Raw genomic sequence first — 14397 nt, forward strand, 5'->3', positions numbered from 1 at the left:
CGGGCATGACCAGAAGCATGACAGTGACTGTGGCGATCGGCGGGACGATTGTGGCGGCGTTGCTGATTTGGGATCGCGCCGCACCACTGGATTGGCCGGCCGCTCCGCCTGTCGCCTGTCCGACCTTCCAGCCTGACGCGGCGGCGCTCTCCCGACTGGCGTTCGAGGGACCGGGGCGGTCGCTACGCCACACGACCAACGGCACGCGCGTGCGCCAGGCGGAAGGACAGACCGGCCTGTCCTGTCGTGTGGTGGTGTCGCGCGCGGACTGCTCGGTGCGGGGACCGACACAGGTTCAGGCCCTCTCCGAGGGACGCGCGGTCTATTTCGATATTCCTGCCGGCCAGGACGCCCAGATCCGCGCCCATCGGGGCCGGTTCCTGTGTGGGCTCAGAGCGCCGCGCGACGCAGGGTGACCAGGGCCTGATCGCGAATGGCGGCGTCGCCGACGGCTAGGATCTGGCCCGTGTCGTCCGGCGTTTCGCCGCGCCAGTTCGACACTTCGCCGCCCGCCGCCTCGATCACCGGGACCAGGGCCGACCAGTCCCACGGCTTCAGCGAGGTCTCGGCCACCAGGTCGATCCTGCCCGCCGCCAGCATGGCGTAGGCATAGGCGTCGCAGCCCAGGCGGGCCAGCCGTGCGGCCGCCCGCACCTGGGTCCAGGCGCCCAGCTCCGATCCGGTGAAGATGTCGGGGTCGGTCGTGGCGATGACGGCGTGGTTCAGGCTCTCGCAGGCCCGCGTGCGGATCGGCGCGGTCCGGCCGCGCGCGATCAGGACGGCGCCCGAGGGCCCGCCCAGGAAGATTTCGTCGAGATAGGGCTGGGCGATGACGCCCACGCGCGGCCGACCGGCTTCGCGCAGGGCGATCAGGGTCGTCCACAGCGGCAGACCGGCGACGAAGGCGCGGGTGCCGTCGACCGGATCCAGCACCCAGACGTGCTCGGCCTCGGGCCGGTCCTCGCCATACTCCTCGCCCACGACGCCATGGTGAGGATAGCGTTCGGCGATGCGGCGGCGGATGGCGGCCTCCGCGTCGCGATCGGCGCGTGTGACGGGATCGAAGCCGCGCCCGCCGCCCTTGTCCTCGGTCTCGCAATCGACGCGGAACCAGGGCAGGGCGGCCTCGGCGGCCACGGCCGCCAGCTCCACGGCGAAGGATTCGAACTCGGTCATGGCCGCCCGATACACGTTTCGGGCGGCGGCGTCAGGAGACCGGACGCCGCGGCGCGTCCGGCCTGATGGATCAGGCCATCACCTCGGCGTCGCCATGCAGCGACTTGGCCAGGTCCAGCAGGCGGCGACGCGGACGCTCGCCCAGCTGATAGTAGGCCTGGATCAGGTCCATGGTCTCCTTGCGGGAGAACATCTCGCCGGCGCCCGAACCGGCTTCGCGGCGTTCCATGGACTCCGTCAGCCCGTCGTAGAAATAGCTGACCGGCGATTCCAGCGCCTCGGCCAGCTGCCACAGGCGGGCGGCGGAGATGCGGTTGGCGCCGCACTCATACTTCTGGATCTGCTGGAAGCGGATGCCGACCTGCATGGCCAGCTGCTGTTGCGTCAGGCCCAGCAGGCGACGGCGACGACGCAGCCGGCGGCCCAGATGGAGATCGATGTCGGTGGCCATGGCCCCAATTCCCTCTTTGGCGGGCTGTCCCGAAATGGAACGGCTCGCCCCGATCGTCGCAAGCGGCGTGCCGCATTCGCCTGAGGCGCGAAGCCCGCTCGAGCCGCGTCAGGGGCCGGGTCGGGATCAATAAACGTAAAGCGTCTCGCAACCATGACGTCCGGCGCGCATTCTACGGCCGAGCTTGTGTCTCAGGAGGAAGTTCTATGGGTCTCGGTATCATCGGTTGGCTGGTCATCGGCGTCGTCGCGGGCTGGCTGGCGGAAAAGGTCATGGGTCGTAATCACGGCCTGCTGACCAATCTCGTCGTCGGCGTGGTGGGCGCCCTGCTCGGCGGGTTCATCTCGAACAATCTGCTCGGCGTGCCGGTCGGCGGGTTCAATCTGGTCACCCTGCTGGTGGCCTTCGGCGGCGCCTGCCTGCTGCTGTTCCTGCTGGGTCTGGTGAAGCGCCGCTGATCCTTTCGGACAGCGCATGCAGAAAGGGGCGGGCCGTCTGGCCCGCCCCTTTTTCGTGTCGATTTCCGCGTCAGTTCGGAGGCGTCTCGGGCTGAGGCGCGGGCTGCTGGGCCGGGGGGTTCGGCTGGGCGGCCGGGTCCTCGGGCACGGCGGCGGCCGCCTGGAACTCGGCCGAGGTCATGCCGACCTTGACCCCGGCGCCGTCCGGCTGAAGACCGGCCAGGGGCACGCCGCGCACCACTCCGTCGGGGCCGCGCACGCTCAGTTGCTGGGCGCCGCTGACGGTGGTCACGCCCTCCAGCTTGCCGAGGACGGCGCCGTCGGAGCCCTTGACGTCAGAGCCCGGCTGAAGCGTCAGCGCGCCCGGCGCGGCCGGTTGGGAAGCCTGCGGCGCGTCCTGCGCCGGGGCGTCCTGAGCGAGAGCCGGTGCGGCGCCCAAGGCGAGGAAAGCGGCGGCGGTCAGCAGGGAGGTCTTGGCGAACATGCTTTAATCCGTTGTCGGGCGGCAGAGGCGCCGCCGATAGAGGAACACGCCCCGTTTCCGATTGTTTCGGCTGTCTCCAAATGACCTTCGCGCCGCCCCGATTGGCCGATTCATGCTATCGCGCGACCCTATGACGCCGTCTTCCGCGCCTGATTCCGTCACGCTTCGCCCCTCGCCCCGCCGTGGCGTGGGGCGGCGCGTGGCCGGGCTGGCGCTGGAGGCCACGCCCCAGATTTTCGCCGTGGCCGTGTTCGCGGTCGGCGCCCTGATGCTGGTCTCGGCCGTAACCCCGGCCTTCGGCGACCGCGTCCGGGCTCTGGCCGGATCGGTGTCGCCCCTGCTGATCGACCTATCTCACTTCGCCGCCAGCATCCTGGGCTTCCTGCTGCTGATCCTGTCCGCAGGACTTTGGCGACGCCGGCGCGGCGCCTATTGGGCGGCCCTGGCGGCCCTGGCGGCCGGGGCGGTCTTCTCCCTGCTCAAGGGCCTGGACTGGGAGGAGGCGGCGGCGCTGATGCTGGTCGCCGCGCTTCTGGCGCCGTGCAAGCCCGCCTTCAACCGCCGCTCGCGCCTGCTGGAGCCGTTGCGGCCCGGTTGGCTGGCCCTCTTGATCTGTTCGGTGGCGGCGACCCTGTGGCTGGGCTTCTTCGCCTGGCGGGACGTGGCCTACACCGATGAACTGTGGTGGAGCTTTCTGATCGACCGGGAGGCTTCGGCCTTCCTGCGCGCCGTCGCCGTGCTGTCGATCCTGTCGTTGTGCATGGCGGCGATGTCCCTGTTGTCGGCGCCGGGCGCGGGCCGTCACCGCCCGGCCACCCCCGCCGAGTGCGCCCGGGCGGTCCAGGTGATCGCAGAGGCCGACCACGCCCCGCCCGAGGCCTGGCTGGCGGCCCTGGGCGACAAGGCGCTGCTGTTCAGCCCCTCTGGGCGCAGCTTCCTGGCCTATCGCGTCCGCGGTCGTCGCTGGATCGCCATGGGCGAGCCGACCGGCCTGGCCACCGAGCGGCGCGACCTGTTGTGGGCCTTCGCCGAACTGGCCGATTCCTGGGGCGGTTCGCCGGTCTTCTATTCGATCGGCGACGGCCTGCTGGGCGATGTGGCCACCCTGGGTCTGGCGGTGCGCAAGGTCGGGGAGACGGCGGTGGTTCCCACCGAAAGCTTCATCCTGGACGGCAAGGGGCGTCAGAACCTGCGCACCGCCGTCAACCGGGCCGAACGCGAAGGGTTCAGCTTCGAGGTCCTGCCGCCCGGATCGGCTTCGGCGCTGGGGGCTGAGCTTCGCGCCATCTCCGACGCCTGGCTGGATCATCACAACGGCGACGAAAAGGCCTTCTCCATGGGCCGGTTCGACCCGGCCTATCTGGACCTGACGCCGCTGGCGGTGGTGCGTCAGACGACGCCGTCCGAGGTCGAGGGCGGGCCGCCGAGCGTCCGCCTGGTCGCCTTCGCCAATCTGTTGCCGGGCGCCGGCCGTCCGCGCGAGGCGGCGGTCGATCTGATGCGTTACCACCCGGATGCGCCGCACGGCACCATGGTCTATCTGTTCATCCGCTGCATCCAGTGGGCGCGGGACAACGGCTTCTCCGAGTTCGATCTGGGCCTGGCGCCGCTGGCGGGGCTGGAGGATCGGCGGCTGGCCCCGGTGTTCGCCCGCGTCGGCGCCCTGGTGTTCGAGGAGGGGGGCGCGCTGTACGGCTTCCAGGGGCTGAGGACCTACAAGGCCAAGTTCTTTCCGGAATGGCGCCCCCGCTACATCGCCGCCCCGACCTTCACGCCCCTGCCGCTCGCCTTGCTGGACGTGGCGCTGCTGACCTCGGGGGGCTGGCCGGGCCTGCTGGGCGTGCGAAAGCGCCTGCGGCGAGGCGCCTGACACGAAGCGGACATCGGGTTAGGCTAGGGCGAATTCACAGGCCGCGCTCCTCCCCGACGGGACCTTTCTCCGATGAACCTGCCCAAGATCGACCTGCCGAAGCTGGAGTTGCCGCGCCACTATCCGACGCCGGGCGCGCGGCTGGCCGATCTGATCGTGCATCTGACGGGTCTGGTCCTGGCCCTGTTCGGCGGCGGGGTGCTGCTGGGCCTTTCCGTGGCGCGGGGCGACGTCGGCCTGATCGCCGGGCTGATGGTCTACGCCGTCGGCCTGCTGGCCATGCTGGGCTTTTCCACCGCCTACAATTTCGCCTCGCCGAAATGGCAGCCGACGCTGAGGCGGCTGGATCATGCGGGCATCTTCCTGATGATCGCGGGCTCCTACACGCCGTTCACGACGCACAATCTGGACGGGGCCTGGTCCTGGGCCATGACCACGGCGGTGTGGACGATCGGCGGCCTGGGCGCCCTGGGCAAGCTGTTCCTGCCCGGACTCGGCCGCAGGTTCTGGATCGTTCTCTACCTGGCCCTGGGCTGGCTGGTGCTGATCGCCATCAAGCCGATGCTGGCCAGCGTGTCCTGGCCGGCGATGCTGCTGCTGGCCATCGGCGGGCTGGTCTATACGACCGGCGTCCTGTTCTACGTCCAGAAGCGGCTGAAGTATTTTCGCGCCATCTGGCATGGGCATGTGGTCGCCGCCGCCGGGGTCCACTGGGCCGCGATCCTGGTCGGGGTCGTGCTGACCGCTGGGGCGCACTGACAGAAATCCTGTCACCCGACGCAGAAGACCTCGCTGGCGGAACGCGGTCGGGGCGACCATACCGCCCCGGCGCTCTCAAGCGTTTTCCTCCCATCGACCTCACGCCGCGCGCGATCCCTGATCGGCGCGGCGCCTTTTCAGCCCCCCGCTGTTCAGCTTCCCGCCCGCGCGCCGTCCAGGAACAGGCGGATGGCCGGATTGTCGGTCTCGTCCACATAGGGATAGCCGAGGGCGCCCAGGGCCTCCGTCAGGGCCGGCTGCTCCTCGGGCCGCACGGAGATCCCCGCCAGCACCCGGCCCACGTCGTCGCCGTGGTTGCGGTAGTGAAACAGCGTCAGGGTCCAGGCCGGCTTCAGGCTGGCCAGGAACCGCAGGAATGCGCCGGGCCGTTCCGGAAAGGCGAAGCGCAGCACCCGCTCGTGCGCCAGGCCCTGCGCCCGCCCGCCGACCATGTGGCGCACGTGAAGCTTGGCCGCCTCGTTGTCGCTCATGTCCTCGACCGCATAGCCGGCGGCGATCAGCCGGGCGATCAGGGCGTCCTTCTCCGCCGGGCCGTTCTTCAGCGCCACGCCGACGAAGAAGCGGGCCGTGCCGACGTCGGACCAGCGATAGTTGAACTCGGTCACCGACCGGCCGTCCAGCAGGGTGAGGAATCGGCTGTAGTCGTCGCGGTCCTCCTTGAGGGTCACGGCCAGCAGGGCCTCGGCGCCCTCGCCGATTTCGGCCCGCTCGGCGACGTGGCGCAGCCGGTCGAAGTTCAGATTGGCGCCCGAGTTGACCGCGATCAGCGTGCCCGAGCCCGGATGATCGGCGGCCCACGACTTCAGTCCGGCCAGGGCCAGGGCGCCCGCCGGTTCGGCCACGGCCCGCACGTCGTCGAACACATCCTTGACCGCCGCGCAGATGGCGTCGGTGTCGACCAGGACGATCCCGTCCAGCAGGTCGCGGCACAGGGCGAAGGTCAGGTCCCCGGCGCGGCGCACCGCCACTCCGTCGGCGAACAGCCCGACCTCGTTCAGGGTGACCACCTCGCCCTTGTCGAGGGCGGTCTTCATGGTCGGGGCGTCGACGGGCTCCACGCCGATGATCTTCGCCTCGGGTCTCAGGAAGCGGATGATCGCCGCCATCCCCGCCGCCAGCCCGCCGCCGCCGATCGGCACGAAGACGGCCTCGATCGGATCGGGATGCTGGCGCAGGATCTCCAGCCCCACCGTCCCCTGGCCGGCGATGACGTCGGGGTCGTCGAACGGATGGATGAAGACGGCGCCGGTCTCGGCCTCCAGCCTGCGGGCATGGGCCGCGGCCTGGTCGAATTCGTCGCCGTGCAGGACGACGTTTCCGCCGCGCGCCTTCACCGCCGCCACCTTGATGCCCGGCGTCGTGGTCGGCATGACGATGGTCGCGGTCGTGCCCCTGCGCGCCGCCGCCAGGGCCACGCCCTGGGCGTGATTGCCCGCCGAGGCGCAGATGACCCCGCGCGCAAGCTCCGCCTCGGTCAGTTGGGCGATGCGGTTGTAGGCGCCGCGGATCTTGAAGCTGAACACCGGCTGCAGGTCTTCGCGCTTCAGCAGCACCGGCCGGTCCAGCCGGGCCGACAGCCGTTGCAGACCGTCCAGCGGCGTCTCTTCGGCCACGTCATAGACGCGGGCGGTCAGAATGCGGCGGACAGTGTCTTGCACGAACGGCTCTTGAAACGGCGGGGTAGGAGGAAGGACGTGTCGATTAGGGCGACTATCGCCCCGCGTCGAGCAAAAATCGACCTGATCGCCGCTTGCACGACCTCGGGCGCGGCGACGCAGCCTTCCGTATCCGCTTGCATTGGGTAGAGAGAAGCCTACATTCGTCCTGCCTTATGTTCAGATTGAGCATAAGTCGGCGGCGAGACGGTCGCATCAGGAGGCGTGAGATGGCTGACGGAATGTTCGGATTGTCGGAATCCACCGCCCGGGCCACCGCGCCGGTCTGGGCCAAGGTCAAGGACCATGTCACCCCGATCGAGTGGCCGGCCCAGGCGGAGCTGATCGTCGAGATCAACCGGCTGAAGACCGAACGCGACGCCGTCGTCCTGGCCCACAACTATATGACGCCGGAAATCTTCCACGGCGTGGGCGACTATGTCGGCGACAGCCTCGGCCTGGCCAAGGAGGCGGCGCGGTCGGACGCGAAGGTGATCGTCCAGGCGGGCGTCCACTTCATGGCCGAGACGTCCAAGATCCTGTCGCCGTCCAAGATCGTGCTGATTCCGGATTTGCGGGCCGGCTGCTCGCTGGCCTCGTCGATCACGGGGGCGGACGTGCGGCTGATCAAGCAGCGCTACCCGGGTCTGCCGGTCGTCACCTATGTGAACACCACGGCCGATGTGAAGGCCGAGACCGACATCTGCTGCACCAGCGCCAACGCCGTTCAGGTGGTGGAATGGGCGGCGAAGGAATGGGGCGTGGACCGCGTCATCCTGATCCCCGACGAATTCCTCGCCCGCAATGTGGCGGCCCAGACCACGGTCGGCATCGTCGCCTGGAAGGGCAGTTGCGAGGTGCATGAGCGGTTCACCGCTGAGGACGTGGCCGAGATGCGCGCCGCCTGGCCCGGCGCGGAGATCCTGGCCCACCCGGAATGCCCGGAAGAGGTGCTGTCGGCCGCCGACTTCGCCGGGTCGACCGCCGCCATGACCGACTATGTGATGGCGAAGAAGCCGAAGCAGGTGGTGCTGATCACCGAATGCTCGATGGCGTCCAACATCAAGGGCGACGTGCCGGAGGTGAACTTCATCGGTCCGTGCAACATGTGCCCGCACATGAAGCGGATCACGCTCGAGAACATCCGCGACGCCTTGCTGCACATGCAGTTCGAGGTGACGGTGGACGAGGACGTGGCCGAACGCGCGCGTCTGGCGGTCCAGCGGATGGTCGATCTGCCGCCGCCGCTGATCCCGTCGCGCTATGACCTGGTCAAGGCGCGCCACCATGTGGCGGTGGAGCTGATCTGATGACGGACGACACGACGCCCCGCGCTGGACCCAGCACGGGGCCTCGCGCCGGCGAACGGCCGCGGGGTCCCTGGGACCCCGACCCCAATGCGCCGCCCGCGCCGAAGGTGACCGAGCGTCGCCTCGGGCCGTTGCACATCCGGGTGGAGCGCGGCGTCAGGCCGGCGACCGCCCCGACGCCGGCCCAGGCGCCGGGCGGCACGGGCGCCGCGCAGGGGGGCGTTCTCGACAAGGGCCAGAGCCCGGCCTGGGCCCTGATCTCCACCCTGCTGCTGGGCGGCTTCCTGTGGTGGATGACCGGCAGTCTGATCATCGTCGCCTGCGCCCTGTTCGGCCTGCTGGTCCATGAATACGGCCATGTGCTGGCGATGAACCGGGTCGGCATGGGGCCGGCGCGCATCTACATCATTCCGTTCCTCGGCGGCCTCGCCAAGGGACAGCGGCCGCCCGTCAGCGAGTGGCACGGGGTGCTGGTCTCCCTGGCCGGTCCGGCGTTCGGCCTGCTGGCCATCCTGCCGGTCGTCGGCGTCTGGCAGGCGACCGGCCAGGAGGAATGGCTGATCGGCGCCTTCTTCATCGGCCTGATCAATCTGGTGAACATGGCCCCGGCCTCGCCCCTGGACGGTTCGCACGCCCTGGGGCCCGTGCTGGCGCGGGTCCATCCGTTGCTGGAGAAGGGGGCCCTTCTGGTCATCGGCGCCGCCGTGGTGGCCTGGGGTTTCGCCACCGGACGCTGGATCCTCGCCGCCTTCCTCTGCCTGTCCCTGTTTGCTCAGCTTCGCGCCGGGCCGATGCGCGAGGGCGAGACGCAGCTGTCGAACGGCCAGGCCGTGGCCAGCCTGGGGCTCTATGTCCTGACCCTGGCCCTGTGCGCCGGGGCGACCGTCGCGGCCCTGCTGCCGCTGGCGGACGGCTCGGTCGCCGGCGCGGCCTCCGCCGGGCTGCGCGTCCTGGGGTTTGACCGTCTGTTCGGCGGCGCGGGATGAGCCGGGACCGCATCATCCACGACGGCCCCCTGATCATCGGGGGCGGGCTGGCGGGTCTGTCGGCCGCCCTGTCCGCCGCCCCGGCGCCGGTGCTGGTCGTCAGCCCCGCGCCGCTGCTGACGGCCGCGTCCAGCGCCTGGGCGCAAGGGGGCGTCGCGGCGGCCCTGACGCTGGAGGACACGCCGGGCCTGCACCTGAAGGATACGGAGGCCGCCGGCGCCGGTCTGGTCCACCATGACGCCGCCCTGGCCCTGACCACGGACGGACGGGCCACGGTCGAATGGCTGGCGTCGCTGGGCGCGCCCTTCGACCGCAACGCCGACGGCGGCTTCGCCGTCAGCCGCGAGGCCGCCCACTCCCTGGCGCGGGTGGCGCGCGTGGGCGGGGACGGGGCGGGCAAGGCCATCCTGTCGGCCCTGATCGCCGCCGTCCGCACGTCGGACCATGTTCAGCTGTGGGAGGACGGACGGCTGCGCGGCCTGATCCAGGACGCCACGGGTCGGGTGATCGGCGGGCTGATCGAACGCGGCGACGGGCGGCTGGTCGAGGTCCTGGCCCCGGCCGTGGTCCTGGCCACCGGCGGCGCGGGCGGCCTCTACGCCATGACCACCACGCCCGTGGCCCTGCTGGGCGAAGGCATGGCCCTGGCCTGGCTGGCGGGGGCGGAGATCCGCGACCCCGAATTCGTCCAGTTCCATCCCACCGCCATCGACGTCGGCCAGGACCCGATGCCCCTGGCCACCGAGGCCCTGCGCGGTGAGGGGGCCCGGCTGATCGATCGCGAGGGCCGGTTCCTTCTGGGCCCGGCCGACGACGCCGATCTCGCGCCGCGCGACATCGTGGCCCGCGCCGTCTTCCGCGCCTGGGCCGAGGGGCGCGGCGCCTTCCTGGACGCCACCCGGGCCATCGGCGATCACTTCCCGACCGAGTTTCCGGCCGTCTTCGCCTCGTGCACGGCGGCGGGCCTCGATCCGCGCGTGACGCCGATCCCGGTCGCGCCGGCGGCCCACTACCACATGGGCGGGATCACGGCGGACACAGAGGGGCGCACCAGTCTGAAAGGCCTGTTCGCCGTCGGCGAGTGCGCCGCCACGGGGGTGCACGGCGCCAATCGTCTGGCCTCCAACTCCCTGCTGGAAGCCGCCGCCTTCGGTCGCAGGACGGGCCGCGCCGCCGCCGCGGAGCCGGTCAGGACCCGCAAGCCTGTCGCCGGCGTCGATCCGGCGCCGCACCTGCCGCCCGAGGCCCTGCTGGAGCTGCGTCGCGGCATGAGCGACGACTGCGGCGTGGTCCGCGACGCAGAGGGGCTGAAGGCGTTGCTGAAACGGATCGAGACGCTGGAGCGCGCCCATGGCCCGGCCCTGCCGCTGATCGCTGGGCACCTGATCGTCCGGTCCGCGCTGGACCGCCGGGAGAGCCGGGGCGGCCATTATCGTTCCGATCATCCGGATACGGACAGACGGGCCCGACATACCCGGCTGACCCGCGTCGATCCGATTTTCGTCGCCACGACGGTGGCGACCACGGCGGCTGTGACGGCCGTCATCGCCTCCATTTGAGATCGCCCATGACGCCGCTTCGCACCCTGCCGGACGTGATGATCGAACCGATCGTCCGCGCCGCCCTGCTGGAAGACATCGGCCGGGCCGGCGACGTGACGGCCGAGGCCTGCATTCCGGCGGACGCGAGGTTGAGGGCGCAGTTCCGGGCGCGCAAGCCGGGGGTGGCGGCGGGCGTCTCCTGTCTGCGGCTGGCGGTCCTGGCCATGGATCCGGCTGCGCGGGTGGACATCCTGCTGAACGACGGTTCGCTCCTGACGCCGGGGGCGGTGATCGCCGAGATCGAGGGGAACGCCCGCGCCCTGCTGACAGCCGAACGCACGGCGCTGAACCTCCTGGGGCGGTTGTCGGGCGTCGCGACCCTGACCCGCGCCTATGTCGAGGCGGTGGCGGGCACGGGCGTCCGCATCGCCGATACGAGGAAGACCACGCCGGGCCTGCGGGCGCTGGAGAAACACGCCGTGGCGTGCGGCGGCGGGTTGAACCATCGCTTCGGTCTGGATGACGCCATCCTGATCAAGGACAACCATGTCGCGGTCTGCGGCGGTGTCGACGCCGCCGTGCGCCGCGCCCGCGCCATGGCCGGCCATCTGATGAAGGTGGAGCTGGAGGTCGACGGCCTCGATCAGCTGGATCAGGCCCTGGCCCTGATCGACGAAGGCCTGGCGCCGGACGTGATCATGCTGGACAATTTCAGTCTCGAGGACCTGAGCGAAGGCGTGAGGCGCACGACCGGCCGGATCGTGTTGGAAGCATCGGGCGGGGTTGATCTGACGACGGTGCGCGCCATCGCCGAGACCGGCGTCAATGTGATCTCCGTCGGGGCCCTGACCCATTCCGCGCCGGTGCTGGATATCGGTCTGGACGCCGTCTGAAGCTTGGCCTTCGGAACGCTCCCTGCGGTGCGCGGGTTTTCTCCCTGAACCCCCGCAAGGAGACGACCATGACCAAGTCGCCGAAGATTCCCAAGGAACAGCGCAGCTTCGCCGATCGTGGCGACCGCTCGCTACAGGAGGCCGAAGGGGCGTCCGATCGTCGTGACGCCCGTACGGGCGCCCAGTCCGGACAGCCGGGAGACGCCGACGTCAACCTGTCCCAGCAGGGCCGGTTCGGCAATCTCAACCAGAATCTGACGCATCAGCAGGCCCGCGTTCAGGACCGCTGAAGCGGCGCCGGGCGAGGAGGGGCGTCGGCCTATCTCTCTTCAGTCGGCGCGACGGCTGCGGCGGGGGCCGGCGTTTCCGCCGTCGACCGTCGCGCCGACGCCGGTGCGGCGGCGGATGACGCCGCCTTGGCAGGCGCGGTCTCGCGCAGGGCGTGGTCGGCCGTCGCTTCCGCGCGGTCTCCGCTGCGAGCCTCCTGCGCCAGAACGGCCGTATAGGCCACGGCCTGCCCCGCCGGACGCGCGGCGTCCACCGGATTGAGGCTGGCCTGCATCAGTTGGGGTTGCTCCGCAGGCGCGGACGGACGGGCGTCATAGGCGAAGGCCGAGCGCGATCCGGCGCGACCACCGAAGCGATAGAACAGATGCTGCCCGACCTGGTTCACACGGACCAGGGCGTTGCGCCAGCTCGGCGACACGGCGGTGGTGTGGAAATGGGTGGCGTTGCCGACCGGGGCGAAGACGGAACCGGACAGGGCGGCCGAGGCGACCGTGCGCGCCCGGTTCCAGGCGGCGCGATTGACCGTCGCGCGCATGGTTCCGTTGCAGGTGAAGCTGAACTGGCAGCCGGTGCTGCGTCCCGATCCCTGATAGACGACGCCGCAGATGGTCTTGGGGAAGGCCGGATGGCGCACGCGGTTCAGGACCACCTGGGTCACGGCGCGCATGCCGTCGCCGCCCTCGCCGCGCGCCTCGTAATAGGCGGCCTGGGTCAGGCACTCCAGATCGCGCGACGCATCGAGGGCGTTGGCCAGTCGGAACGGCCGGGCGGCGTCGCCGGTCGCGGCGGCCAGATTGATGGCCCGTAGCCCTTGCTGGGCGGCGCTTGAACGCAGGGTCTCCAGCCGCGCGGTCAGCAACTCGGCCTGGCGGTCGCGCTGGGCCCCGCCGGCCACCGAATAGGGATCATGCCGACGCGCGATGGTCAGGGCGCTGGCGTCCAGACCGCCCGCCGCCGCCGCCAGGGCCTCTTCCGTGAATCCCGCCGAGGTCGCGCCATCCAGCCGCTGGGCCTGGGTCTTCAGGCTCTCCGCCCGCGCCGCCTGGCCGCCCAGATAGGCCGCGCCCACGACCAGCCCTGCCACCACGCCGAACAGCGCCGCCGCCGTGACCGGCCGAATCCGGGCGATCCGCTCGGACGCGCGGGCCGACACATGGTCCAGCGACGTCGACAGGGTTTGGGTGAACGGGCGCGGGGAGGGGGCGTCGGCGATCGGAACCGCAGAAGCCGGCGAGGCGTTCAGCAAAGGCGTAGTCCTGTTCAGCAGGGCGGGAATGCAGCCCCCGGAAGTCCACGCACGCCTGCGATCTCATTTCGCAGCCCAGACGCGGAAAACCCCGATGCTCGCCGAACGGCAGGCTCCGAGGGCGCGCCTTAAGCCACCCGTTTATGGCCTCAATGTGTTTGATTCGCAAGATTCTGGTGCAGCGCAGCATCTGAGCGCCGCGCCAGACTTCGAAAAGCCCGCGCACCGCCTCAGTCCGAATGTCCGTGTGAAGTCCGGGCGCCGAATACAGTATTGCTGATCACGGGAGCATCTGTGCGTGCGGCGCCGGATGTTGAATGGCGATATAGCGCCTGTCTTCATCTACTTGAGCGTCTTCGACCTGATCCTGAGGGCGTCGTGGCTCGGCAGGGCGGCGGAACCTCGGCGGCAAGCGCGGCGTTGGCCCAACATCACATGTCAGGAGACCCGCCATGACGCTCGCCAAACCCTCCCTCTCTCGCTCCCTCGCCCTCTTGGCCGCCTCGGGCGTCGCCCTCAGCCTCGCCGCCTGCGGCCACACCATCGAGCAGAAGGCCGCGACCGGCGCCGTCGCCGGCGCCGTGGTGGGCGGCCCTGTCGGCGCGGCCGTCGGCGGCGCTGCGGGCACGGCCGTCGGTCAGGCCCAGAAGAACGACTGAGCCGGCCGGTCCGGCTCGGACGGCTTGATTTCGGCGTCATCAACGGCGCCGAACCTTGCCATTCGGGGGCAAAGTCGGCTAAGGGGCGCCCCCGACGGCGTTCCGCTCTTCCCGCCTCGCCTCGCGTCAACCGCCCGGCCGGGCCTTCGACGCGCCGTCGCAGCCTCCCCGGCTACATCCGACTTTTCGCCATCAAGGACCGCCTAGCCTCCGCATGAGAGATCTGAAACAGACCGGCTTCACCGACCGTATTTCCAGCCAGCAGGCCGCCAAGAAGGCGCTGCTCGAGAAGTTCAAGCCCAAGCCGACGGTCCAGGATCCCGAGTTCGACCGGCTCGCCGAGAAGCGCGCCGCCGAGAAGGAGGAGGCTCGCCGCCAGCACGAACTGGCCAAGGCCGAACAGCGCCGCGAGAAGGCCGAGAAGGAGGCCGCCCGCATGGCCGCCGACCTCGCCGCCCAGGAGGCGATCGACGCCGAGAAGCGCGCCGCCCGCAAGGAGCGCAAGCAGCTGACCAAGGAAGAGCAGAAGGCCAAGCGCGACGCCCGCTACGCCGCCCGCAAGGCGCGTTCCGGCAAACGCTGACGGCTACACGCCGGGCG

The 14397-nt window shown here is 70.5% G+C and carries 16 protein-coding genes; 11 read left to right on the plus strand and 5 right to left on the minus strand.

What is annotated here, in order from left to right; translation table 11 throughout:
- The first annotated feature begins 5 nt into the window (after positions 1-5).
- Positions 6-416, plus strand: a complete 411-nt coding sequence (locus tag ACO2Q1_RS14505; protein WP_423330193.1) for a hypothetical protein — start codon at positions 6-8, stop codon at positions 414-416.
- On the opposite strand, the gene hisN is transcribed toward ACO2Q1_RS14505, so the two are convergent.
- Together hisN and ACO2Q1_RS14515 are read right to left on the minus strand one after the other, a co-directional pair.
- Positions 391-1176: a histidinol-phosphatase gene (gene hisN / locus ACO2Q1_RS14510; RefSeq protein WP_423330194.1), complete on the minus strand. Its 786-nt coding sequence runs from the start codon at positions 1174-1176 to the stop codon at positions 391-393. The genes ACO2Q1_RS14505 and hisN overlap by 26 nt on opposite strands.
- A gap of 70 nt (positions 1177-1246) precedes the next feature.
- Positions 1247-1636 (minus strand): helix-turn-helix domain-containing protein, encoded by a 390-nt coding sequence (locus ACO2Q1_RS14515; protein ID WP_423330269.1) that lies wholly within the window; start codon positions 1634-1636, stop codon positions 1247-1249.
- Between the two features lie 197 nt (positions 1637-1833).
- Between ACO2Q1_RS14515 and ACO2Q1_RS14520 the strand changes: the two genes are divergently transcribed.
- Positions 1834-2085, plus strand: coding sequence for a GlsB/YeaQ/YmgE family stress response membrane protein (locus ACO2Q1_RS14520; protein ID WP_423330195.1), 252 nt, complete (start codon positions 1834-1836; stop codon positions 2083-2085).
- Positions 2086-2155: 70 nt separating this feature from the next.
- On the opposite strand, the gene ACO2Q1_RS14525 is transcribed toward ACO2Q1_RS14520, so the two are convergent.
- Positions 2156-2569, minus strand: a complete 414-nt coding sequence (locus ACO2Q1_RS14525) for a superoxide dismutase (RefSeq protein WP_423330196.1) — start codon at positions 2567-2569, stop codon at positions 2156-2158.
- Between the two features lie 199 nt (positions 2570-2768).
- Here ACO2Q1_RS14525 and ACO2Q1_RS14530 point away from each other — a divergent pair, with 199 nt between their 5' ends.
- The gene (locus ACO2Q1_RS14530; protein ID WP_423330197.1) at positions 2769-4439 is read left to right on the plus strand and encodes a phosphatidylglycerol lysyltransferase domain-containing protein; all 1671 of its coding nucleotides are present in this window, start codon (positions 2769-2771) and stop codon (positions 4437-4439) included.
- 72 nt (positions 4440-4511) lie between these two features.
- Positions 4512-5198: a PAQR family membrane homeostasis protein TrhA gene (gene trhA / locus ACO2Q1_RS14535; RefSeq protein ID WP_423330198.1), complete on the plus strand. Its 687-nt coding sequence runs from the start codon at positions 4512-4514 to the stop codon at positions 5196-5198.
- Between the two features lie 152 nt (positions 5199-5350).
- Here the strand turns inward: trhA and ilvA are convergent, their stop codons facing one another.
- Complete coding sequence (gene ilvA / locus ACO2Q1_RS14540; protein ID WP_423330199.1) at positions 5351-6877, minus strand: threonine ammonia-lyase, biosynthetic; 1527 nt, start codon at positions 6875-6877, stop codon at positions 5351-5353.
- A gap of 227 nt (positions 6878-7104) precedes the next feature.
- On the opposite strand from ilvA, the gene nadA reads away from it, so the two are divergent.
- The 5 genes from nadA (at position 7105) to ACO2Q1_RS14565 (ending at position 11894) form a co-directional block, all read left to right on the plus strand.
- Positions 7105-8184 carry a quinolinate synthase NadA gene (gene nadA, locus ACO2Q1_RS14545; RefSeq protein ID WP_423330200.1) on the plus strand — a complete coding sequence of 360 codons (1080 nt, stop codon included), beginning with the start codon at positions 7105-7107 and terminating at the stop codon, positions 8182-8184.
- On the plus strand, positions 8184-9170 hold the full coding sequence (locus ACO2Q1_RS14550) for a metalloprotease (protein ID WP_423330201.1): 987 nt from the start codon (positions 8184-8186) through the stop codon (positions 9168-9170). Before nadA ends, ACO2Q1_RS14550 begins: the two co-directional genes overlap by 1 nt.
- Positions 9167-10729 carry an L-aspartate oxidase gene (locus ACO2Q1_RS14555; RefSeq protein ID WP_423330202.1) on the plus strand — a complete coding sequence of 521 codons (1563 nt, stop codon included), beginning with the start codon at positions 9167-9169 and terminating at the stop codon, positions 10727-10729. Before ACO2Q1_RS14550 ends, ACO2Q1_RS14555 begins: the two co-directional genes overlap by 4 nt.
- 8 nt (positions 10730-10737) lie before the next feature.
- On the plus strand, positions 10738-11604 hold the full coding sequence (gene nadC, locus ACO2Q1_RS14560) for a carboxylating nicotinate-nucleotide diphosphorylase (protein ID WP_423330203.1): 867 nt from the start codon (positions 10738-10740) through the stop codon (positions 11602-11604).
- Between the two features lie 68 nt (positions 11605-11672).
- Complete coding sequence (locus ACO2Q1_RS14565; protein WP_423330204.1) at positions 11673-11894, plus strand: hypothetical protein; 222 nt, start codon at positions 11673-11675, stop codon at positions 11892-11894.
- A 29-nt stretch (positions 11895-11923) separates the two neighbouring features.
- Here ACO2Q1_RS14565 and ACO2Q1_RS14570 read toward each other — a convergent pair whose 3' ends face one another.
- Positions 11924-13138 carry a cell wall hydrolase gene (locus ACO2Q1_RS14570; protein ID WP_423330205.1) on the minus strand — a complete coding sequence of 405 codons (1215 nt, stop codon included), beginning with the start codon at positions 13136-13138 and terminating at the stop codon, positions 11924-11926.
- Between the two features lie 452 nt (positions 13139-13590).
- Here ACO2Q1_RS14570 and ACO2Q1_RS14575 point away from each other — a divergent pair, with 452 nt between their 5' ends.
- Positions 13591-13797, plus strand: coding sequence for a hypothetical protein (locus ACO2Q1_RS14575; protein WP_423330206.1), 207 nt, complete (start codon positions 13591-13593; stop codon positions 13795-13797).
- 214 nt (positions 13798-14011) lie between these two features.
- Positions 14012-14380 carry a DUF6481 family protein gene (locus ACO2Q1_RS14580; protein ID WP_423330207.1) on the plus strand — a complete coding sequence of 123 codons (369 nt, stop codon included), beginning with the start codon at positions 14012-14014 and terminating at the stop codon, positions 14378-14380.
- Positions 14381-14397: the final 17 nt, after the last annotated feature.

Origin of the sequence: Brevundimonas sp. VNH65, from assembly GCF_049445955.1 — a bacterium.
Taxonomy (GTDB): Bacteria; Pseudomonadota; Alphaproteobacteria; order Caulobacterales; family Caulobacteraceae; genus Brevundimonas.

What these genes read in the sequence shown, in the direction of transcription:
- ACO2Q1_RS14505 (WP_423330193.1), top strand. Translation starts at nt 6, where the DNA reads ATGACCAGAAGCATGACAGTGACTGTGGCGATCGGCGGGACGATTGTG.
- hisN (WP_423330194.1), bottom strand. Translation starts at nt 1,176, where the DNA reads ATGACCGAGTTCGAATCCTTCGCCGTGGAGCTGGCGGCCGTGGCCGCC.
- ACO2Q1_RS14520 (WP_423330195.1), top strand. Translation starts at nt 1,834, where the DNA reads ATGGGTCTCGGTATCATCGGTTGGCTGGTCATCGGCGTCGTCGCGGGC.
- ACO2Q1_RS14525 (WP_423330196.1), bottom strand. Translation starts at nt 2,569, where the DNA reads ATGTTCGCCAAGACCTCCCTGCTGACCGCCGCCGCTTTCCTCGCCTTG.
- trhA (WP_423330198.1), top strand. Translation starts at nt 4,512, where the DNA reads ATGAACCTGCCCAAGATCGACCTGCCGAAGCTGGAGTTGCCGCGCCAC.
- nadA (WP_423330200.1), top strand. Translation starts at nt 7,105, where the DNA reads ATGGCTGACGGAATGTTCGGATTGTCGGAATCCACCGCCCGGGCCACC.
- ACO2Q1_RS14550 (WP_423330201.1), top strand. Translation starts at nt 8,184, where the DNA reads ATGACGGACGACACGACGCCCCGCGCTGGACCCAGCACGGGGCCTCGC.
- ACO2Q1_RS14555 (WP_423330202.1), top strand. Translation starts at nt 9,167, where the DNA reads ATGAGCCGGGACCGCATCATCCACGACGGCCCCCTGATCATCGGGGGC.
- nadC (WP_423330203.1), top strand. Translation starts at nt 10,738, where the DNA reads ATGACGCCGCTTCGCACCCTGCCGGACGTGATGATCGAACCGATCGTC.
- ACO2Q1_RS14565 (WP_423330204.1), top strand. Translation starts at nt 11,673, where the DNA reads ATGACCAAGTCGCCGAAGATTCCCAAGGAACAGCGCAGCTTCGCCGAT.
- ACO2Q1_RS14575 (WP_423330206.1), top strand. Translation starts at nt 13,591, where the DNA reads ATGACGCTCGCCAAACCCTCCCTCTCTCGCTCCCTCGCCCTCTTGGCC.
- ACO2Q1_RS14580 (WP_423330207.1), top strand. Translation starts at nt 14,012, where the DNA reads ATGAGAGATCTGAAACAGACCGGCTTCACCGACCGTATTTCCAGCCAG.